17 protein-coding genes are annotated in these 22,878 nt (G+C 36.1%); 4 read left to right on the plus strand and 13 right to left on the minus strand.

Translation table 11 applies throughout. The features are described from left to right. Positions 1-9: 9 nt before the first annotated feature. From BUB03_RS03345 to BUB03_RS03360, 4 genes are all read right to left on the minus strand, one after another. A complete protein-coding gene (locus tag BUB03_RS03345) occupies positions 10-2,085 on the minus strand; it encodes a DUF262 and DUF1524 domain-containing protein (protein ID WP_073060253.1) in 2,076 nt (691 codons plus the stop codon). A 158-nt stretch (positions 2,086-2,243) separates the two neighbouring features. Then, positions 2,244-2,966: a siderophore-interacting protein gene (locus tag BUB03_RS03350; protein ID WP_073060256.1), complete on the minus strand. Its 723-nt coding sequence runs from the start codon at positions 2,964-2,966 to the stop codon at positions 2,244-2,246. Positions 2,967-3,046: 80 nt separating this feature from the next. Then, positions 3,047-3,919, minus strand: coding sequence for a helix-turn-helix domain-containing protein (locus BUB03_RS03355; protein WP_073060259.1), 873 nt, complete (start codon positions 3,917-3,919; stop codon positions 3,047-3,049). A gap of 13 nt (positions 3,920-3,932) precedes the next feature. Then, the gene (locus BUB03_RS03360; RefSeq protein WP_073060261.1) at positions 3,933-4,568 is read right to left on the minus strand and encodes a LysE family translocator; all 636 of its coding nucleotides are present in this window, start codon (positions 4,566-4,568) and stop codon (positions 3,933-3,935) included. 437 nt (positions 4,569-5,005) lie between these two features. Here BUB03_RS03360 and BUB03_RS03365 point away from each other — a divergent pair, with 437 nt between their 5' ends. Both BUB03_RS03365 and BUB03_RS03370 read left to right on the plus strand, forming a co-directional pair. Further along, complete coding sequence (locus BUB03_RS03365; RefSeq protein WP_052352713.1) at positions 5,006-5,665, plus strand: hypothetical protein; 660 nt, start codon at positions 5,006-5,008, stop codon at positions 5,663-5,665. Positions 5,666-5,769: 104 nt separating this feature from the next. Next, on the plus strand, positions 5,770-6,789 hold the full coding sequence (locus BUB03_RS03370) for a hypothetical protein (protein ID WP_073060266.1): 1,020 nt from the start codon (positions 5,770-5,772) through the stop codon (positions 6,787-6,789). 101 nt (positions 6,790-6,890) lie between these two features. On the opposite strand, the gene BUB03_RS03375 is transcribed toward BUB03_RS03370, so the two are convergent. The 4 genes from BUB03_RS03375 to BUB03_RS03390 form a co-directional block, all read right to left on the minus strand. Further along, on the minus strand, positions 6,891-8,456 hold the full coding sequence (locus tag BUB03_RS03375; RefSeq protein WP_073060269.1) for an ABC transporter permease/substrate-binding protein: 1,566 nt from the start codon (positions 8,454-8,456) through the stop codon (positions 6,891-6,893). Then, entirely contained in the window at positions 8,453-9,358 is a 906-nt protein-coding gene (locus BUB03_RS03380) for an ABC transporter ATP-binding protein (RefSeq protein ID WP_073060271.1), read from the minus strand. The genes BUB03_RS03375 and BUB03_RS03380 overlap by 4 nt, the downstream gene beginning before the upstream one ends. 10 nt (positions 9,359-9,368) lie before the next feature. Beyond that, on the minus strand, positions 9,369-10,541 hold the full coding sequence (gene egtB / locus BUB03_RS03385) for an ergothioneine biosynthesis protein EgtB (protein WP_073060274.1): 1,173 nt from the start codon (positions 10,539-10,541) through the stop codon (positions 9,369-9,371). Positions 10,542-10,765: 224 nt separating this feature from the next. Next, complete coding sequence (locus BUB03_RS03390) at positions 10,766-11,749, minus strand: L-histidine N(alpha)-methyltransferase (RefSeq protein ID WP_073060276.1); 984 nt, start codon at positions 11,747-11,749, stop codon at positions 10,766-10,768. A gap of 129 nt (positions 11,750-11,878) precedes the next feature. Between BUB03_RS03390 and BUB03_RS03395 the strand changes: the two genes are divergently transcribed. Beyond that, on the plus strand, positions 11,879-12,319 hold the full coding sequence (locus BUB03_RS03395; RefSeq protein ID WP_073060279.1) for a hypothetical protein: 441 nt from the start codon (positions 11,879-11,881) through the stop codon (positions 12,317-12,319). 132 nt (positions 12,320-12,451) lie between these two features. Here BUB03_RS03395 and BUB03_RS03400 read toward each other — a convergent pair whose 3' ends face one another. From BUB03_RS03400 to BUB03_RS03420, 4 genes are all read right to left on the minus strand, one after another. Beyond that, a complete protein-coding gene (locus BUB03_RS03400; RefSeq protein WP_040999753.1) occupies positions 12,452-13,603 on the minus strand; it encodes a 1-acyl-sn-glycerol-3-phosphate acyltransferase in 1,152 nt (383 codons plus the stop codon). 360 nt (positions 13,604-13,963) lie between these two features. Beyond that, complete coding sequence (locus tag BUB03_RS03410; RefSeq protein ID WP_073060285.1) at positions 13,964-14,509, minus strand: hypothetical protein; 546 nt, start codon at positions 14,507-14,509, stop codon at positions 13,964-13,966. 87 nt (positions 14,510-14,596) lie between these two features. After that, positions 14,597-16,540 (minus strand): DUF262 domain-containing protein, encoded by a 1,944-nt coding sequence (locus BUB03_RS03415; RefSeq protein WP_073060288.1) that lies wholly within the window; start codon positions 16,538-16,540, stop codon positions 14,597-14,599. Between the two features lie 209 nt (positions 16,541-16,749). Further along, positions 16,750-17,910: a site-specific integrase gene (locus BUB03_RS03420; protein ID WP_073060291.1), complete on the minus strand. Its 1,161-nt coding sequence runs from the start codon at positions 17,908-17,910 to the stop codon at positions 16,750-16,752. Between the two features lie 91 nt (positions 17,911-18,001). Between BUB03_RS03420 and BUB03_RS03425 the strand changes: the two genes are divergently transcribed. Next, positions 18,002-19,081 (plus strand): type IIL restriction-modification enzyme MmeI, encoded by a 1,080-nt coding sequence (locus BUB03_RS03425; protein WP_073060294.1) that lies wholly within the window; start codon positions 18,002-18,004, stop codon positions 19,079-19,081. On the opposite strand, the gene BUB03_RS03430 is transcribed toward BUB03_RS03425, so the two are convergent. Continuing rightward, a complete protein-coding gene (locus BUB03_RS03430; RefSeq protein WP_073060297.1) occupies positions 19,078-22,875 on the minus strand; it encodes an Eco57I restriction-modification methylase domain-containing protein in 3,798 nt (1,265 codons plus the stop codon). The two genes, BUB03_RS03425 and BUB03_RS03430, sit on opposite strands and share 4 nt — an antisense overlap. Positions 22,876-22,878: the final 3 nt, after the last annotated feature.

A 22,878-nucleotide genomic window follows, 5' to 3' on the forward strand; every position in this document is an offset into this window, starting at 1 on the left:
AAATTAAAATTATTGTTCTATCAGCTGCATATCAAATGACTGTTGTATAAGATCCATTACATCATCTATTTCAGAAATGTTTGAAATTGTGATTTCTACATTTCCATTACCCCATCTTCCTAACCCTGTAACATCCTTACAAAGATTTAAAGGATCATTAATTTCATCAAACTTCATATTGAGCATTAATCTCAACCTTGATTTCTGAGGTTCAATATCTACAAAATTAGTCACCGTTTTGTAGGCTATATATAACTTTTTAAACTCTTCTTTTATGGATGAATCTATATTTAAAATGCGCTTTCTTAAAGCTTCGTACAGCTCTAATACATCACCCTGTAAAAAAGTGAAATGCTCTCTGGTATAGTGAACAATTTCCTTTTCAGATGTGTTCAAATAAGTATTTAATATATTTTCATCAAGTCTGGGAGAATCCCATATTTTACAAGCCTTTTCGGCTAGTTGTGTCGCTCTTTCATTAATTTCTCCTTCAGACCAGGTTGAAACAGATCTCAAATAGGAATTTAATCGGAGTGGAGAATCATCGAAACCTCCGTCTATACTTTTTTTCTGAGCAAAGGGGCGGTCACTCAATTCAGAGTTATAACCTGTAAGAGTAAGATTACCCAATGTATGTAAATAGTTTTTCTGAATATCTTTCCAATGCTCTCCCAACATATTCTTCCAGTCAGGTGAAAGATTAGGGTTTTGGGGCAAAATATGTTCAATAGTATATTCATCAACATTGACAAACTCTTTGCGTTTATAGTTTTCAAGCTGGCTTAGCAGATAATTTCTAGATCTGAAATTGTAAACATCCTTTGATACAATTTCTTTTTTAAATTCAGTATCATCCGGAAACCGTTTATAGGAGTCCAGTATCTGAAATGCAGCCTGAACGCTTATAACGTATTGTTCTTTATTTACCGATCTGTAAAGATTAGCAAATGTTTTATTCAAACTGTTTGTCGGAATACCACAAATGGCTCTTCTGAATACGTAACTTTCAACTAGTTTCAAAATAATAATAAGCTCTTGTTTGCTAAGAATACCCAGAACAAAATCATTGTATACCGGCAGCACAAAAGGATAAGCTACATCAACTCTCAATCTTAGTATATTATTAAACAGGATCTGCAGATCTTTATCTTTCTCTTTTCTGAGAACCACTTTTGCATAATGAGTAGTATATATGAAGAGATCCTTAATAATTTCTTCTATATCCTTTTTAGATTTATCTGAATTCACATATTGTTTAAACTCTTCATATACCTGATTGATACGAGGAATTCTACCTGTTTTTACGGATAAATAATCTCTCATAAACCCATCAAACCGTGAAGCATATTCATTCCCGAAGGCCTGTTCCATCGGAAACCAATAATTTTCATAGAGTTTATTCTGCAAAGTGATTTCCTGTCCCATCAGTACATAATTACGGATAAGATCTGCCTGGGACAAGTCCAGACCTGTAGAGTTCATACTTTCGAAAATTAATTGTGGATTATCTTTATCCTTTTCCAAGGCAACATCTACAATGAACAGTCTAAGTACTCCATTGTAAATATCTTTAACATTTTCTATATTAATTTTAGAAACAAAAAACTTGTAATTTTCCACTACCCTGTTAAAAATATCTTCCTGCGGAACTTCATTCAGCAGATCAATATAAGACTGTTTATCTCCTCTGGTGAGCATTAGTTTGTAACGCAGATTATTATCTTCATCTGCATTCAGTAAATAATAATTAAAAAGTTTGTTTGCACTTGTATCAATATCCACCTTATTTTTTTTCAGGAAATGAGCCAGCGCCATCATCAGAATAGAAACTGTAGTTAAACGCTGCTGCCCATCAATGACCAAAAGTTTCGGGACATCTGAAATTGTATGAATATCTTCCTGAAAATAAACTATTGAGCCCAGAAAATGTCCCTGCTGCTGATCGTCGTTACTAATTCTCAAAATATCTTTTAAAAGTTGGTCACATTGGATGAGCTGCCAGCTATAAGTTCTCTGATAAATAGGGATCACAAATTGCTTCGGCCCTTTAATAACGCTTAATAAATTAGCGGATGATGCTTTCATTCGTATTGTTTTAAGCCACAATGATAGGAAAAATATATAACTCTTCTTTACTGGAAAACGTAATTCCTCAACAAAGCCACACATAAAGCGACCTTACCCTTTTCATAATTTCATAAAAGCTTAAATAATATCTGCGCTTCACAAGTTCCAAATCCCTTTTACAACCCCTTTTTTCCTTCAATCCAATACGCCTGTGACCTGATACACTTGGCATCCACACCTTTTGTTTTAAGGAATTTCCTGACTGCAGACATTGTATTCCCGTTTCCTGTAAGATAGAAAACCACTTCGTTGTTGTAAACAGCCTCCTTTTCTTCTTTCAAAAAGTCATTCAAAGCCCCTATAATGTTATGTATATCATTTTTGGATACATGGTAACCGTATAGTTCGATCTTTTTCAGGGCTGAGGACTCTTCCAGCTCATGAAGACAGACAAATGAACCTCCTATTTCTTCTGCTGCTACTTTGATGGCCAGAGAGCTCCCAAGCGAAGTTTCATCACCTATCGAAAAATGAATTCCTGCATTGGGTTCAAAAAAACGTTTTCCCCTAGGCATTAAAACTTTGGTAACATCACCTTCTGACAGATGATGAGCGAAACGGCTACCAACAGAATCGGCATTATGAAGATGAAACAGAACATCGAAAGTTCCTTCCTGCCTGTTAAAATTGAAAGGTGAATAATTACGGTAATCCCTTTCGTTGACTCTTATTCCAATAGCATAAGCAGGTTCAAATGAAACATCTTCCAGATCGGAAGCAAAGCGGATAAGCCGAAGATCTTTTGAAATATTTTCAGTATAAATAACGGTACACTCTTTAAATTTTGAGGACATAACATTTTCTAAAGTGTCATTGATCCATTTTGGTAAGCTTGGCATAAAAAATTTTAATACAAAGGAAGCCTCAAAATAAAAACGGACCGATAGCCGTTTCAGGGAATTAGTTGGACAATTCGCGGTTATTCTCCATTTTCTTTTTTGTTCCGGAATTCTGAGGGCGGACAGCCTTCAATCTTGGAAAATAAACGGGAAAAATAAGCATGATCACTATACCCCAGGTCATAAGAAATTTCTTTTACTGATAATTGAGTAAAAGATAAAAGTCTTTTGGCTTCAATTAAAACTTCCTGATGAATCCAGTACTGTGCAGATCTTCCTGTAACTTCGCGGATGACATCGGTAAGATAGCCGCGGGAAATATTCAAAGCTTCGGCGTAAGATGATGGACTTTTCATGGTTTTAAATTCTTTCCTTACAAGAATCCTGAATTTTCTTACTAACTGAACCGCCCGGTTTTCACCGGATACCCCGGAATTGTTTTCTCCTGAAAAGATCATCGCATACATCCCTGTAAAAGCATTCATTAAAGACCGGATAACCAAAAAACCTTCTTTGGAACCAAGCATTTCCTCTGTACAGGACATCTGAAGCATTGCAGCACATGTGCTGAGCTTTTCGGTCCAGTTTTTATCGATGGAAATCGGCTGTATATCCACTATAGTTTCCTCAAAAACCGATCTTACAGAATCCGGCAGCAGGTCCGCCTTCACTGCAATAAACCATCCGGTGACTTTTTCCATAAGAATTCCTTCGTGAACCTGTCCCGGCAGCAGAAAGAAAACAGCTTTATCCCGTGCTTCTATCATCTTAAAATCAACCATCATTTTGGCCTTGCCACTTTCCAGAAATGTAAATATATAATGACTGTCCCGGTGAATACCTTTATCAAACAGATTATCCTCGGTGCTGATGGTACGCTTTTCAATTCTTTCAATCAGGATGCCATGCCGGGTAATACCGCTTAGGTCATATGTAGGGATCGTCTGCTTCATACTTGCTTTCAGATTATTTAGCTTTTGAAAGGGCCATTTTTGCTGCTAAAAACATTAAAACACTTGCCATAAACCACTTCTGAACCTTCACCCAAAAAGGATTTTCCGCAAAAAATACAGCCACTCTTGCTGCCGCCAGTACGATGATAAAGTTGATACTAAAGCTCACAAAAACCTGGATCACTCCCAGTTCCAGACTTTGAGTAAGTACCGAACCGTACTCTGGTTTAATGAACTGTGGGAAAAAAGACAGGTAAAATACAGCAACTTTCGGATTCAGTACATTCGTCAGAAAACCAACTGTGAAAAGTTTTCCGGGACTGTCGTGTGATCCGTTTTTATCTACCTCAAATATATTTCTGCTTTTGGGCTTAACTGCCTGATATGCCAGATACAAAAGGTAAACCGTTCCAAGTGCTTTCAGTACCGTATAAGCGACCGGAACAGCCAGCAACACTGCCGTAAGCCCGAATGATACCATGATGATGTGAAAGAGAAAACCGCAAACTATTCCGGTAAGTGAAATCATTCCTGATTTTTTCCCCTGCGTTATCGATTTGGAAATCAGATAGATCATGTTTGGACCGGGACTTATCACCAATACCAGTGCAGCAAGGACAAAAAATAAGAGTTCGTGAAGTGGAATCATCTTGCAATCATTTAGTTAAATATCTCTGGAAGCTTTTTTTCAGCTGTAAAGAAATTATCGGACAAATATAGATGTTTCTCACGATTAGTAGGTTTGGTTCCCAATCGATTTTCTCTTTTTAGATCTTAATAATTAAGGCTGAATTATTAATTAACCATAAGAAAACAAATCTGTGTCATCTGCAAAATCTGCAAGAAGCTTAAATGTATTCTTTTGTCTTGAAACAAAAGAATCAAAAATTCAAGACCGGGAAACTTTCGACCTTATAAAATTCAATAAAAAAATATAAATAACTAATAAACAACAATTTAAGATCAATCCGTATTTCTACTTAAGATGATATTTGGTTATTTACACTCTAAAATTCATCTCATTTTCTTCGTTCCTTTGAGTTGTTCAATAATAAAGAATTCCAAAAACAACCAAAAACAAAACTCATGGAAACAATTCAAATTACACAGACTGAAGTAGGATTCAAAGATCCGTTCGAACGCGTTATTTTTTCTGAAAAAGCTGGAGGAGAATCTAAAGAATCTTATTCGATTGAAGTATCAGGTGAAGGGCAGCTTACAGGACTATCTTATACTGTACCTCCGTTCACTCAGGGAAGAATCACTGCTTCTCTTCAGGTATCTGCAATGTCCAGCCAGGATGTGAAAAATCTAAATGATCTGGCTATGGGTATGCTGGATGCCAGCTATAAAGAGCAGGTAAAAGAGTATGAAAAAACTTCTGCCAGTGCCAATTTATCTGTCTGGACCTGGTTCTTCGGCGGGGGCGGGGCTTCTGCTTCTTATGAAAAAACCAAAGAGACCATGAAGTCAAAGGGGCTTACAGAGCAACAGATCACCACACTAATGGATGCATTTCTTGAAAAAGCTAAACAGATGTCTACTGTAAATATTGACTTCTATGTTAATAATTCAGCCAATGATTATGCTGTTTCCGGAGATCTGTATCTGTATACTGTTTCAGGAACAATCAAAACTGAAAAAGGAACTGCCCAATACCGTATGCTGGCTGACCAGGCTTCGGCCGGAGGCCCTCCTCCTGCTGGAGGCGGAGCTCCTTCTTCGGGAACCATTAAACTGAACTAATATTAAGTTGGTCAGGAAATAAATTCGGAACGGCTTTGCCGTTCCGAATTTTAATACAATGATGAGCAACTGCTCTAATCTATCAACCACTAAATAACAAAATCATGAAGCTAAGTAAAGAAGATATCATCCTGCACGATAAAATGGCAGAAAAGCTACCCGAACTTGTTGAAGAATATTTCAAAAGGCCGGAAATAACCTCTTTGAGTGTTTCATTAAAGACTGTAAATGATCAATTAATCAATAGTCTCAGCTATACTTTCGGGGTAAAAGAGAAACTTCCTCTTTCACAGGTGAAAAATGCTATCCCTTCTACACTTTTTGGATTCCCTACAGATGTAGTTGATTTTGAAATGCAGGACAATCACCTGGCAACACCTGATATGGTGGCAGATGCAACCAGAAATGAAAAAACAGATCCATTGATCGGCGGAATCAGTATTTCAGCGAACGGAGAACTGATGCAGGGCGGAAAGGCAATTGCAGGCAACGGTACGCTGGGAGTTATGGTGAATAAAAAAGGGGACAAAAATCCTTATATGATCACCTGCGCCCACGTAGTGGCGGGAACTACTACAAAGCTTGATTCTGATATATGCCAGCAGTCTAAATGGCAGACTACTTTAAACTACTGTCATGACTGTGCAGCACTGAAGGACTATTATAAAGAGAATGTATTCTTTGACAGAAATTCAGTAGTTATAGATGCCTGGCTGGACTGTGCTATTGCAAGAAAAGGATATTTCAGGAATGCTGATATAGGGAAAGTATATGGCGTAGGAAATACCATTACAGGATTTGGAGAGGTCAACACTACCCTGATTGGCGAAGAAGTCATGAAAAGTGGGATTACTACTGAAATTACAACAGGTACTATAACAAGTATTACAGAATCTTTAAAAGTTAAGAAATTAGACGGAAGCGAGGTTGTCGCCCATAATGTAATAACAGTAAGGGGTGATGGCGGATATTTCTCAAGGTCAGGAGATTCCGGATCAGCAGTTTTTAAGACGAATGATTTCACAATGATCGGCGTTCTTTTTGGTTCCGGTGTTACAAGCGGATTGGGTTTGGTTTCTCCGATCGATGCCGTTTTAAGCAAATGGCCCGATATTCAACTGTAAAATATCCATTATTCCATTGTATTGGCTGATGTAAAATACAAAGCCGAAGCCCAGTTTTATGCATTAAGCCAATACTGTTTTATCCATAATCTATACAACCGTCAGTTTGTATTAAAATACTTTTTCAGATCCGATATGCTTTCTATCTTAAGACTCTGAGCCTGTTTCTTACGCATCATTAGTGCATAGGAATTATTGAATCCAAGCGGCTTCAACCATTGAATTCCATACTGTTTCCGGAATTCCGAATCAACGTATTGATAGGTTTTATCAGCACTTTGTGTCACTGTTTTAAGCGTTTCCGGTGTAGGTTTTAAAAGCACCAGAAGTCCGGTTCCTGTATATTCAGGGTAAAAATCTATGGCATCATTCACCAGAGCATCAAAACAGATTTTGGTTCCTCCCAGTCCCGTCTTCGTTTCCGCTTTATAATCAGTATAGCCTTCAATCAGCATTTTATACATTTCTGTGAGAATATACTGTTCCCCAAAGATTTTTGAGCCAATGCGTACCGTTCCGGAATTGCCTTTCCTTGAAGGTTTATAGAGTTTATTTTTAATTAAGAAATCCTTTGCGATCTTTTCCGGAGTCTGTTTAAGATAATCGGATTTATAATTCAGATCGGTCATGATGGAATCATTGAATTTACCTTCCAAAAGGTTCAGTGTTTTTTCCAGATCAGGAAATTTCTGCAGGGTTTTGGTTTTAATAACCGGAGCAGCGAAATAAGGAGGAAATATTTTTTTATCATCATTCAAAACATACAGATCAAAGGCTTTGATCCTGCCGTCCGTAGAATATCCGCTGATAAGATCCAGCTCTTTTTCATAGGCAGCTTTGTACATAATAGCATCGTTTACCACCACAGGATTTACATTAAGCCCGTACACGGACCGCAGGCCAAGGTCTCCATCCTGCCTTCCCATAAATTCGGGAGTAAAACCAGCCTTAATTTTATTTCCTGAAACAGATTTGAACAGATAGACGGCTCCAACTAAGATTAATACAACGGGAACGATATATTTTAATTTCTGAAACAGGCGATATCCTGATTTCTGCACCACAGCAATACCCTGGTCCAGTAAAACCGCCAGTAATGCTGCCGGAATAGCTCCTGCCAGGATCATATTGGTATTATTCAATGAAATTCCTCCGAAAATAAATTCACCCAACCCTCCTGCAGCTACAAACGAAGCTAAGGTAGCCACTCCGACATTGATGACAGCCGCTGTTCTTATCCCCGCAATGATAACGGGCATTGCCAGTGGAAGTTCCACCTTAAAAAGAAGCTGGCTCCTGTTCATCCCCATTGCCTTTGCAGCTTCGATAACGGTTGGATTAACCCCTGTTATTCCTGTATACGTATTGCGGATAATGGGTAAAAGAGCATAGATCAGCAATGCAACGATGGCGGGTTTAGGCCCGATTCCGAAAGCAGGAATCATAAAGCCCAGCAAGGCAATACTTGGAATGGTCTGCAGAATTCCGGCTGCCCCCAAAACAGGGCTGGACAGCTTTCTTTTCCTGGCAATGAGAATACCTAATGGTACACCGACGATAATAGCCAGAACCAGCGACAAAAAAGTAAGCCCCAGATGCTGTACAATCTGGGTCAGAAGTTTTTCCTGCTGTTCAATAATAAACTGCCAAAGGCTTTGCTGCGTCATATGATCTGTAATTTTCTGTAATCATTAAATGCTTTGATCAGGTTTTCGTAATAGAGAGTATTTTTATGATCCGAACTTAATTTTTGCAGGGCATCCCAAACACTTGTATTTTCATTAAAACCCAATTCTGAGTTCAGGACAGTACCTGTATCTTTCAATGTTGCTATCTTATATTCAAGCAAAAGCCTGTTTTCAGCAAAAAAATCTGTGACAAAATCATTTTGAGGGCGGTAAAGCATTTCTTTTGGCGTTCCGGTCTGAATAATTTTCCCTTTATCCATTAAGCAAATCCGGTGACCCAGTTCAAAAGCTTCCTGTACATCGTGGGTAACGAGGATGATCGTCTTGTTTTTAAGTTCCTCGAGGGATTTAAATTCTGAATGAATATCTGCTTTGGTGATATTATCTAATGCCCCGAAAGGTTCATCCATCAGCAAAACAGGGGTATTGGCAATCAGGGCCCGGGCAATTCCCACTCTCTGCTGCTGACCTCCGCTGAGCTCATTGGGAAATCTCGAAAGTACGTCTTCGGAAAGGTGAAGCTTATGTAAAAGTTCATAAGTCCGGTTCTGAGTCTTTACTTTGTCCCACTTCAGGAGCTCAGGAACTACAGCAATGTTCTGTCTGATCGTATAATGGGGAAACAAGCCGGCATGCTGCATCACAAAACCGATTCCCATCCGAAGTTCTTCCGGTTTCTGATCGCGTATATTTTTGCCGTCAATGAAAATATTCCCGGAATCTGCTTCTATGAGTCGATTGATCATTTTAAGCGTGGTTGTTTTGCCACAACCGCTGGTTCCGAGAAGCACCAGGATTTCCTGATCATTGGCATGAAAGGAAATATGGTCAACTGCCGGTTTTCCGTTAAAATTCTTTGAAACTGATTCTACTTTGATCATACACACCAAATTATCGGGCCAGCCTGATTCCTGTAAACTGCCATTTCAGATTGGTCTGGAAAAAATTACGGTAGGTATTCCTGCTATGCCCGGGAGGTGTAGCCTCCGAAGCTCCGCGCAAAACCGTTTGATTGACCATGAATTTTCCGTTGTACTCTCCTACTGCTCCGGCTTCTTTTTTAAAACCGGGATAAGGCAGGTACGCGGAATTAGTCCATTCCCAACGGCTTCCCCAATCTAAATGTTCTGAGGCAACCTCCCATTCAGCTTCGGTAGGCAGGCGCATTCCTTTCCAGGATGCAAAGGCGGATGCTTCATAAAAATTGATATGGCAGACTGCTTCATTCAGGTCGATTTCCTGCAAACCGTTTAAGGTATAATTCATCCATTGACAGTCAATATAATGCCAGTACAGCGGAGATCGGGCATTATTTTGCTTCACCCAGTCCCAGCCTTCGGCATGCCAGTGCCTGAAATCGGTATACCCTCCTGCCTCCATAAATTCCAGATACTCTCTGTTGGTAACCAGCCGGTCCGCCATTTCAAAATTATGAAGATACACTTTATGCCTGCCAAGCTCATTATCAAAACAAAAGCCTTCTCCGTTAAAGCCTATTTCATAAACACCTTCAGGAAACCTGATCATTTCAGTATTTCCCGGATCAGGTTTTGGCAAAGTACCTTCTGATTTATAAGCCGGGAAAAGCGGATTATGCCCCAGTATATATTTAATATCAGTTATTAAAAGTTCCTGATGCTGCTGTTCGTGGTTAAGACCCAGTTCTAAAAGCGGTTCAACAGCTTCAGTCATAAACCGGCTTTCAAGAAAGATTTTCATGTGCTCGTCCACATACCTGCGGTATTTATAAATATCGGAAACGGAAGGCCGGCTTAAGTTTCCACGGTCGGTACGGATTACTCTTGCTCCAATGGTTTCGTAATAGCTGTTAAAAACAAAATTATATTGCGGATCAAAAATTTTATAATCCGGAAAATTAGGTTCCAGAATAAACGTTTCAAAAAACCAGGTGGTGTGGCCGAGGTGCCATTTCGGAGGACTTACATCTACAATGGGCTGTACAACATAGTCCTCTATTTCCAGAGGGGCACATATTTCTTCGGAATGTTTCCGGATATCGGCGTATTGTTTTACTAAATCTGATGTTGCTATGTTTGGAGTCATGTGCTTGAGTTTTAGTTACTGAGTTTGATTGATTCTTATGTTTTTGCTCTCGCTGATTAAGCAGATTTAACGATTTTATAAGAATGGCTGAATCTGTGTAATCTGATAGATATGTGGGAGATCTTATTTCTTTTTTTTTGCTCTCGCAGATCAGGCATATTGAGCAGATTTTTATAAGAATGGCTGAATCTGTAATCTGATGATCTGGGGTAATTTCTATTATTTTATTTTACTTCCCAGACGGTGTCTACAAACCAATTTTTTGAATCTTTGATTTCTCCTACCCTTTTAAAATCTGATTTCTCTCTTAGTTCTTCTATTTTTTCTGTGGAAAATTTCTGTGAAATTTCCATATCGATAAGTTCATTTTCTTCAAATGAAATTCTGTCTTCTCCTATCGTTACCGTCTGGTCCTTCAGGCTTACCAGAAAACTTCTGCAGGCCCCGCTTACAGGATCGTAGGTTTGGTAATGCTGAAACTGTTGCGGATCGAAGTTGGCACCGAGTTCCCTGTTGATACGGCTCAGCAGATTAAGGTTAAAAGCCGCAGTAATTCCATTTTTATCGTTGTAGGCGTTTAAAATAATGTGCGGGTTTTTCTTAAGATCAAAACCGATCAGCAGCTTATCTCCGGAAGCCAGATTTCGGTTTAAATCATATAGAAAATTTTCAGCTTCTTCTATATTCATATTGCCGATATTGCTGCCCAGAAACAGGATCACCTTCTTCCTGTCTGATAATGAGGCTGCTTTCTGAAGCATTTCAAAGTACTCGCCTTCCAGGGTAACTGTTTTCAGATCCGGTAATTCCCGGGTTAATTTTTCATTTAAAATAGAAAGAATATTACCCGAAATATCAATGGGCATATAGGTAAAATCAGTTTTCTTTTCAACGAGGTACCTGAGTAAAAACGTAGATTTCATTGCATCCCCTGCTCCCAGCTCTATAAGGTCGAAAGCTTCATTTTCCGGGATGATGAGACTGGCGAGATCTGCTGTTTTATTTTTGAAGATGTCTAGTTCACATTGGGTAAGATAGTATTCGGGCATGGCCATAATTTCCTGGAAAATGCGGTCTCCCGTTTTATCATAAAAATACTTGGAAGATAACCTTTTCGGAATGCTTTTCAGGCCCTCAAGAACATCAGGACGAAAACTGCCGGCATGACGGTTCTCAACCATTGCATGTGGTTTTAACTGTAAATTCATATGTTTTAATTTGTGTGGTTTTTAGTTCACTACAACTATCTTGCCGCTCCAACATTAAATTCCATAAAACATCCTTAGTTTCAGCTTAATAAATATATTAATTTTATATTTATCGTAAGATTTAAAAAAATGCCATTCGATCAATCTGTATTAACGGAAAAATTAAAGAAACGAGACCACGATTTTTTAATACTGAAAAAAGACATCCTAGAAACTGTTTTCAATAAGGATGAAATTGTCTTTACCCTTATTAAAATCCGAAAAAGTGAAATTCCGGATATTCATTCCTTTATTATTTCAGCAATGGCGGCTTCCGGATCGGATGAGTTTGAAATACAGAATTCAGAAATCATCCTGAGGGATCGGGAATCAATGGCAGGAAAAATTGCTGATTTTGAAAGACGCTGGAAGGTTCGTTTAGAATTAGAGACTTATTTGGACGGCGAAGCTCAGTATGTGTATGAGACAGATGCAGATCCCAGCAGACAGAGCTATGACAGTGAGATCAGCTATATTATTGAAGCAGAAGATTTTTTTATCTACTTTTTTACCCATCACTTTTATTATTAATACGTAGTTTTCTTGACGCAAAGAATAATTAAGGATGGCTCATATTGTAAGGATGGCAAAGATGGATCAACTTGATCTTATGAAGCGTTGATATTACCGATTGGTTAATAAGAGTACTAAATGCAGATTGGTTTACTGTGAGACATTACTCCCGGGATTTTGTCCGTACTTCATTTTATTGATCAGAGGGTTGGCATACATGGCCAGGAAAAATTCTTTGGAGACAGCATCAGACGGGTCAATACGCATTTCGAGCCTGCGTACAAACAGCTGTTTTTCCTGTTCGGTATATTCTGAAGCGTAAGTATCGGTGTCGTGGAGAAGATCATAAGCGATAAACTTGGTGGGCCAAAGTTTATAGTTCTGCAGGATGGAATCGTCAATCATCTGGGCAATCGCCTGCAGCTGCTTATTTTTGTTCTCAAGGTGCGCTATATCGTCCAGTTCCGCATCCAGTACGGTTCCTGCATGAATGTGGATTCTTTTCTTTTGCCCCAGTACTCCGCTCAGCATGGTCATAAAATCTTCATCCTTGCCTTTTATGTATTCCTCATCCCTGTGCCTGGCCAGAAGCTGCGGCATTTTTAAGGAATCGGTAGGGTCGTATTCGTAAGAGATGGATATGGGAACTATTTTGAGTGTTTTAAAATAATCCGTCAAAGAAAGATCGCCCGCTGCCATTGCCAGCATTTTTAAAACGCCTTGCTGGGTAGCATCGTTTCCGTCTTTGGTACGGCCTTCCCTCTGGGCAATCCACACGGAACGTTTTTCAACATGTAAAAGCTGTTCAATATATTCGGACATGGTCTGGGAACTCTTCAGCTGCTCACGGATGGACAGCCCTCTCTGAACCAGAAAGTTACGGTTAAGCTTGGCCAGTACGTGTAAAAATGTTTTCTGAACCAGGTTGTCCCCAATTGCGGACGAGGTCATGATAAACCCTTTCTCAAGCAGCACCAGATTCAGCAGCGAGGTATCCAAAACAATATCCCTGTGGTTGGAAACGAAGAGATAAGGTGTATTGGGATCCAGCTTTTCAAACCCGGAAGTCGTTAAACCCTCAGAACTCTTCGCCAGGATCTGACGAATCGTGTGGGCAATAAACTGGTGCTGAAAATCGCTTATGGAATGAATATTTTTAAACTGTTCCCTCCAGACCTGCTTATCAACATCAGGAAAGGTGAACCCCATCAGTGCCGTCATCATAGGATCACGGGCGATTCCCCGCAATGCTTCATTTACTTCATGATCATAAAAAGGCCTGATTTCATCGAACTTCGACATGGAATGATTTAAGATTAATACTATTTTGCAAAAGAACAAAAATTTATCGAGGCTACGCTACAATGTTTGTTAAAGTATTATGATTGACGTTTAAGTTTAAAAAAATACCCTGTTCTGAACGTGGCAGTCCATTTTTATCGGCCTGGGAAGCTGTAGCGTTAAAAAAAATAAAAATTGATCCGTTAAAAAATTCCCACTGTTTGAGTGCGGACGGAACATTGAACCGAAGGAGAAACATTCAATCCGCACGAGTTTTGGGAATTTTAGGAGCAAATTTTATTTTTTAGCGAAAGATTCCAAGCCTTGAATTTTTGGTTCTTTTGTTTCAAGACAAAAGAACAATTGATAAAAAACAACCCATTATTTTACTTTTTCCAGCAGATACAGTTTAGCTCCGGAAAAAGCCAGTTTAGGCATCAGGTTTCCTTCCAGAACCATCGTTTTGTTGTTGACGTCAATTACTGAAATATAATTGTTGGAATTGTATTCTATATAGTTTTCCTTTTCTTTGGTTGCAGGATTCTTTCCGAATTCCATAGAATATTTTACCCAGTCTTCATCGCCGGAGCTGCAGTGTACGGGTTTGAATTTGGATTTTTTAGCCTTGAAAACAATCTGATCGTAGCCGTCCGCACAGTCGGAAGTGAACGAGCTTTCCGGGTTCTGATCGTTTGAAAATTCTTCAAAAGAGCCTTTGTAAACGCCTACCACTTTCCAGGTTCCGTCTACACGGTCTTCATCTATTTTTCCTTTGGCTTTGCTTACGGCCCAGCTGATCCCGTTTACGGTTCCTTTTACAGCCTTGTAACCTACTTTGGCAACTCCTGTCACTACTTTTGTTGCAGTTCTTACCACACAGGAATTCAGTACAAGAACGGCTGAAAGGAGGAATATTGTTTTTTTCATTTGTCAGGTTTTTTATTGTTGCGAAGATAGGTTTTTTGGAAGATAAGATAATTTGATATATTAAGATCAAAAAATTATAATAATAAATTATCCTTTAAAATATTCTTCAAACAAAATATTTTCTGAATTAGGAAGTTGCCACTTATTAATAAGAAACTCTAAAATCTTCCTACTTCTTTTCTCAATATCAGTTGTTTCCCAGCTATAATAATTTAAAAGTTCTTTTTCGGATTCATAGATAATATTATTATTATTGATAGCATTATTTATACGAATTTTGTGGGCATTGAAGTCTCTTAGTATTTGGCTATTATTTGACATAAATATATTTCCTAAGGCATAAGAATATTTCCTTTTTTTTGCAACTCCCAAACGGTTGATGTCTTTATAGGAAGTTCTTATTTTCATCTCTTCTTCAGGATAAATCCTATTAACACTAATTTCTCGCTCTACCATATTTCCAGATAAATCTTCTTCATATTCTTTTAAAATAAAATGAATGCCATCCCAGGTATAAAAATAATTCCCAAGTGATAAATTACGGATTACCTCTTTCCATGTAAAATGTTTTACCCTATTTTTTAATAGTTGGTCTTTAAGAGAAATTCCAGATTCAGCTGCATTTCCGGTTCTAAAATATTTATTAATATCTCTAAAGGTAGCTTCCTGATTATAGTTAGTTTTATTACCATTTAGTAAAAAGCACATAATATTATGTCTCTCAGCAGCCCATAAAAATTGTTCTATAGTAAATAAGGTTTGTTCTTGTTCTTCGGAGATTACATCGTCTTCTTTTTGGGGTAACAGACGAACTAAAATTGCTAATATCAGATTGAGCATATATCTACCGTAACCAAAGGGAAAGCTATTAAGCCTTAATAGAGATCTTTGAATATTAGAAGTGTAATGATATCTAAAGTCTGGATCCTGATCTACTTCGTATGGATTGTAGATGAAATACCACAATATGACGGATTCTTTCATACAGTTTAACCATTTTCGAAGCTCTATAGGATTCATCATATATTGATTATTATGAATATTCATTAAATCAAAATCTTTTTCAAATAGAATTTTTTGGTAAGACTTAAAATCACTAGCTACCATTTTTTCGTTGGAAAAATATAGCAGCCAAAAAGCTTTTAGAAAGGCATCGTCGTCCATCATTTTTTTAGGATTAGGATTTCGTCCAAGCCATTTATAGATTTCAAGCCATGTCTTATTGATAGAGTTTCGTTTGGCTAGTATTTGTGTTTTACCAAAATTTTGTTTTGACACAAGGTATAAAACTCTGTTCTTAAATCGTTCAAGTCCAGATAGCTGTTTGCCTCTAAAGTTCAGGGTCTCGAAAACCATAGAGATATCAAGATTACTTCCTGCTGTTTCACTAAGGTTGAGCACTGAAAAAAGTAAGCGTTCAGTAATTTTTGTAATGAGATCTTTAACGTTATTTTGTGACCATCCTTCTAATTTTTGTTGAAAAAATCCCTTAGCAAAATCTAAATTATAAGTGTAAAGAGTCTCTACATCTTCTATACCATAGGATTCATCTTCAAATATTTCTCTGATTAAATAATTGTGAGAGGGTACATCTACATGATATCCAAATAAATATTTGTTTCCTAAATTATTTATAAAAAAATATTCTTCAGTTATTTTCTGTTGATGCTCAGATTCTTTAAGCTTTTGACATAATTGAGAAAGCAAAATTAATATAGTTGTTAAGCGTTGCTGTCCGTCTACTAAATTATAAGCTTGATAATATTTCTCATTAAGCTTTACTTGCTTGTTTTCATAATCAATCAAATTTTCAAATCCTTCCTTGGATAAATTTTCAAAATCGTAATCTGAAAAATTATTGATAGTAAGTATTCCTGTAAAATGATAAGCATTATTCTGCAAGTGGACATTTGAAAGATCTGCCCAAAGATCATCTAATTGAGCCTCTTCCCATGAGTAGCCTCGTTGATAGTCAGGAATACGAAATATTTTGTTATGGAATATCTGTTTAAATGGTAATATTTCAGACATTATTTTTAGTTTATGTGGTTATTGTTTTTAATTTACTATTGCTAATCACTATAGTAGCATGTTAAAATTATAAGCTAATTACAACTAAGATAAAAATAAGAAAAATTGCTTTATTATATTATGGTTTACCGTAATTGAATAATAAGATAGGCTTAAGTTTTTATGCAATAATTTTTTATTAAACTTTATTTTTTATATGGAATCATAAATTATATTTTATCCCATTTTCCCATTTCTTTTATTTTAACATTATCAACAATTTTTGCATAAACTTGTGTTGTCCGAATATTTGTATGTCCTAACAATTTGCTTACTACTTCTATGGGAATGCCTAATGAAATTGATACTGTTGCAAAAGTATGTCTTGCCACATGGCATGTAAGTTTTTTATTTAATTCTAATGTAGTTCCAATTTTTTTCAAAACTCTATTGGTTACTTTATTACAATATACTTTGAAAATGTAATTTTCACTAAAGGGCTTTTCGGGGATAAAGCTTTTTGCTTTTTTACTGAGAGGAATATTTACTAAGTATCCTGTTTTGTGCATTCTGAGATGTATAGAGTCATTAATTATAGAATCCTCTGAGAAACTCTTTAAATCAGAATACCGAAGTCCTGTATAACAGGCGAATAAAAAATAACTAAGAATTTCCTTTTGTATTGGTTCAGAAAAATCATCTTTTAAATAATATTCGGTAAGTTTATTTAGCTCTTCAATTGAGAGAAAATCTCTCTTTCCATCAACTTTTTTTATTGAAGTATATTGAAATGGATTTGTTTTTATATATCCAAAACGAATAGAAATATTAATGAATGTTCGTAATACCCTCAAACTTTTACTTGCTGTATTCTCATTATTTCCGAGGGTATAAAGCATGTATTGTTTATAGTCATTAATAAATTTCTCATTAATATCTGAAAAATAAATTTCACTTTTAAATTTAAGGATCTTGGTAATCTGAGATTTATATCCAAACCAGGTTTCTGATTTGAATTTAGCTTTGTTTTCTTCCAAATAACCTAAAATATAATCTGTGAAACTTTTTTCATCAGAATTATGATTCAATGATAGTAATCGTTCTTTAAACTGGGTTAAGGTTAGTGGAAATTCTTCATTGATAAAATTGTTAACCAATAATTTAATAGACTTTTTATCTATTGCCTCTAAAATCATATTATACCTTTCATGATTTTTATTTTGAGTTTTGACTCTTTGATTTCTCAAGGACCAGTCTCGTAAAGGGATTGTAACAGGGGTGGCCGTTTCTATTTTTTTTCCTTTCAAAAATGCTCTTAAATAGATTGGATATAAACCTTGCTTGTTTTTTTCTCTTTTTTGTACAAACCGATAGCTTATCTGTATGCTCATAGTTACTGAAGTATTTGTGAAGTGAATTTATTCATAATCTGCGAAGAGATAATTTTAAAATGATAAAAATCAGCAGATATTAAGGCAAATTATGGAGATTGGAAAACCTATGCCTCTTGCATCAAATAAAGGGAAAAGTTTTCAAGGGAGTATTGTGCTTGGTAAAGGGTTTGTTTTGACCTCGAAAGAGGCTTTAGATTTAATTGAGAAGGATCCGAGAAATAAAGAAGTTTTATTTCCATACTTAAATGGGGAGGACCTTAATAACGATCCTAATCAAGAGCCCTCCCGCTGGGTCATTAACTTTTTCGATTGGTCGGAAGAAAAGGCCCGTACTTATCCCGATTGCTTTGATATAGTAGAAAGATCCGTGAAACCTGAGCGATTAATACAGAAGGATAAAGGAGGTAAAGAAAAATGGTGGCAGTTTTTAAGACCAAGAAAAGAACTTTACAATGCCATATCTGAGTTAGACCAGGTAATGGTGATAAATAATCACACAAGACATCATGTTTTTGCTTTTTATTCTAAAAATATTGTTTATTCGCATGCGTTAACTGTAATTACAATTGATAGTCTCTCATATTATTCTATAATGACATCTCAAATTATGAATGAATGGGCTTGGCATAAGGGTTCTACGATGGGAACATCTACATTGAGATATACATCATCTCAGATATTTGAAACTTTTCCTTTCCCACCAAATATTTCAGAGAGTGAGAATAATTTTTTAAAGAAATTAGGTGAAGAGTATCTAGCAATTCAGAGAAATATAATGAAATCAATGAATCTGGGATTGACTAAGATATATAACTTTTTTCATAATAAGGACTTAAGGGTAGATGAAAATACTTCGGTGGATAATTATAATGATATTTTGAGATTACGCAATTTACAGGTTAAATTGGATATCGCTGTTTTGAATTTGTTTGGCTGGTCTGATATAAATCCTAATCATAATTTTTATGATATAGAATATTTACCAGAAAATGATAGGACACGTTTTTCTATTCATCCGGAAGCACGTAAAGAGATCCTAAAACGTTTGCTCTCACTCAACCATCAACGTTACAATGAGGAAGTATCTGAAAATTCAAAAAATATTAAAACTAAACATAAAAAGACAGGTAATCAAAAGAAAGAAGCCAATTTCCCGAAGTTATTTTAATCTTCGGGAAATAAAGTATTATTTGAATTTATAGAATCAAACTTTGGGCTCTGTCTACCGACGGTTTTATCAAAAAAGTTTACTTTTGATTGTCCATTAAATTGCTTTAAGTTTAATAACAATAACCTTTTTAGGATTTCTTTTCTTGTATCTGGATGAATTGTAAATCGAATATTATCATTTCCTGGTAAATGTTCTAATGTATAAAAATCATGTTTTAATTTAAGGTCATTCCATCCATAAAAGGACAACACTAAATTATCCAAATGAGACTGCAAACGTCTCAGTTCGTTTATACTATTTGCTATTTCATAATAGTCAACATCATTATATTTTTGTAGATGTTTTTTCAACCACACATTAGTACCATCATTCAAATTTCTATCATGAAAAAAATTATAGATCTTTGTTAAACCAACTTTAATTCGATTCATTATTTCTTTGCGTACGGAAAAATATGACTTAGCTAATATTTCAAAATTGCTTTTTGCCGTATCAGCTATTATTGGCAATGGAAAGGTTTCGAATACATCTGATGGAGTGTAACGAGTATCAGACTTTAAGGCAGAAGCATATTTTTGTACCCAAGATTGATGTATAGAATTCTGTAATAAGCCAAACGTTAAATAATCATCAAATGTAAGTACAATACACATCATAGAAATAACCTGGCTCTTAGGCACAAAAGTAAAGGCTAAAGTTTTACTTACTTGTGCAATCACCATTACCTGGTCTAACTCAGATATGGCATTGTAAAGAGCAGGTCTTTTCTCACCATATATCCACCACTTTTGAGGTAAGGGTTTTCTTAATGCATATATTCCGATAATTTCATTATCATCATTATCTCTTTTCCATCGTTGTCTTTCTGGTTTAACTAACCTCTCTATGATTTCATAACAATCAGGATAAGTCTTTGCTTTCTCTTCATCCCAATCAAAGAAATTAATAACCCATCTGGATGGTTTTTGTTCTGGATCATTATTCAAATCGTCACCATTTAAGTATGGGAAAAGTACATCTTTGTTACGTGGATCTTTTTTTATGAGTTTTTCTGCTTCTTCAGGAGATAAAACAAACCCTTTACCAAGCACAATACTCCCTTGAAAACTTTTCCCTTTATTTGATGCAAGAGGCATAGGTTTTCCAATAACTTCGGAATCATCTAAATAAGAAGTTATTCTTTCTACGGTCTTATTGTCTAAAATAATTTTATTTTTCCATTCGCCTTTATGAATGGTAATTAATGAAACTTCTACTGCAGCCTGACCTGGCCACTTCATTGAACGAATAGCATGGTTAATCACTCCATTACTTGAACAGATGACGTCCAAACCTCCTTCTCGGGCGGAACCTTGTGCAATAGTATTGGTAGAAATTAAAGATTGGAAGCCATTGATTTTAATAACATCAAAGATTCTTCTGAAAAAATAAGTTACTAAATCTACTGCGCCAATCGGTCGATATGTATATTTTATATATTCAAGGAAATTAGTTCCATAATTTCCACTTAACTTTTGTCCACCTAAAAATGGTGGATTTCCTAAAATACAGTCAAATCCTCCATTTTGGAAAACTTCCGGGAATTCTAAAAACCAATGAAAGAATTTCTTCTGTTCAGCAATCACCATACTAGCTCCACGATCTAAGATTTGCGCACCGGAATTAAGATAAGTTTTATATTGACTATATGTTGTTAGTTTGTCTTTATTTTCTGCTGTTTTGGGAATGAAAAATTGTGCAACTTGCAAATCAGCCAGTTGTTTTAGTCTATACCATTTCTTGCCATTGGTTAAATCATAATATATTTTGGATTTTTGTGCAATCTGTTCAGAAGTATGCTCTGGCAATTGATTGAATTGTTCCATCGATTTTTGTATATCTGCAAAATCAGTATCTGCTGTATTTAAATCAAATAATTCGCTTATTTGAAGTTTACGTTCTGTATCATTACGTTTTTTAAAAGCAGATGCTATTGCCTTATCATCGCCTGCTAAAGCTTTAAATGCTTCACTGGCAATCCCATCGTGAAGATTTTCATAGCGGGCCAATCCTATAATTGCATTTCCATTTTTGATATGGTGATCTAAAAAGTTTAATGGTTCACCTGGGTCATGAGCTTCCAACCATAGAGCTACTTTACAAAGTTCTACAGCCAATGGATTTAAATCAACCCCGTAAATACAATTTTTAATGGCATCCCTAATTGCAGTTCGAAGAACAGAAGGTGTTGGCTGGTCTTCATTACTTCGTAAGCGTGCTAATTCGAATCCAATTTTTCTGGCGGCAGAAAGTAAAATATGTCCGCTTCCGCAGGCAACATCACATACTGTAATGCTTAATAATGCTTTTTCTGGATCGGCTTCTTTAAGTTTGCTTTCTATGATATGATCTAATGAATGAGCAATAAGAGGTTTTACAAGTTCTTCTGGAGTGTAGTGTGATCCTGATGCTGATCGATCATTTCCTTGTTTAAATCTGAATTCTCCATTTTCTACTACAGGCTCAAATTCTAGTAGTCCTTCATACACAGAACCAAATTCTTCTACATCCAGATCGGCATAGTTTACCCGAATGGTTTGTTGGTTTTCATTCTCGAAAGTAACTAAGTATTTAAAAACATTGAGTACATATTTATTGTTTAGTATCGTTTTTTCAATACTACCGATTGCATTTTGGTTAAAAATACCAGACCCAAGAGCATCAATTCCCAATTCTTTACCATAATGGCTATCTTCAAAAAGTCTAAATGTAGTTAACAATGACTGCCACAAATCTGTTTTTTTCGGATCAATATAAAGTGATTTACTAACAAGATAAGTGAGACGTTGGATACTGTAATATTGGTAGTAAATATCTTTAAGTTTCTTTTCACTCTCTGTAAGATTTTCTTTATAAATAAGATTTCGTTCTTCTATGACTAAAAGAAACAAGATACGATACACTGAACGCAAGATATGCAGATAATATTCTTTTGCAGATAATTTTTCTTCTTCAATAGCATTTCTCAGTTCAAAATTTTCTGGCTGCGAAAGTAATCCGTTTGCTAAAGCTATTATAGACTGTTCTACGGCTAAACTTAATCGCTCGCGAATACGAGACCCAGACGCTAAGGCTTCATTATGATAAAATTCTAGGATGGAATCTTTTCCATCTTCTTTTTTATCACTAATACGAGATGAGTGAAGTAATCGATAAAAAATTGCAAACTCTGCATAATGCCCTTCTTCCATCATTTGCTCAAGATTGAATTCAAGATAACTTAATCTTGAAAGCCTTGTGGCATCACGGAGTACACGGAAATGGTTCCCATTGGTTACAAACCCATAAATATGTTCGGTAGAATTGATATATTCCTGGATTAATGAATGTGGTGAAAGTCTTGGTCCATTTTCTGCCTTTTTATCCATGGATTGCTCACTACCAACAATATGTATTGGGAAGTCATCTTTATTAGAGGCTCTATAAGATACAGCAAAAGATTTTCCGTTAACAATTTCTGCATTAGAAAGGGAGACTTGATATCCTAAAAGGTTAAGAAGAGGGACAATCCAATATTTTCGTGTCTCTGAAATTCCTTTATCTGTCCCAGAAAAAGCATTCTTTTTTTGTTTAAAAATTTGCCAATGAGTATTTAGCAAGCTCCAGGCATTGCTTATTTCATCTCGGACCTGTTCATTTGGCTTTAAACCAAAATCTTGTGGTTTTTGGAAGCTGATATCATCCTGGCGTATTTTTTCCAGGATTTCACTTGTGAATATATTTCCTTGTATATTTATTGTTGTTAGTTTCATGGT

Origin of the sequence: Chryseobacterium oranimense (assembly GCF_900129755.1) — a bacterium.
GTDB classification, from domain to species: domain Bacteria; phylum Bacteroidota; class Bacteroidia; order Flavobacteriales; family Weeksellaceae; genus Chryseobacterium; species Chryseobacterium oranimense.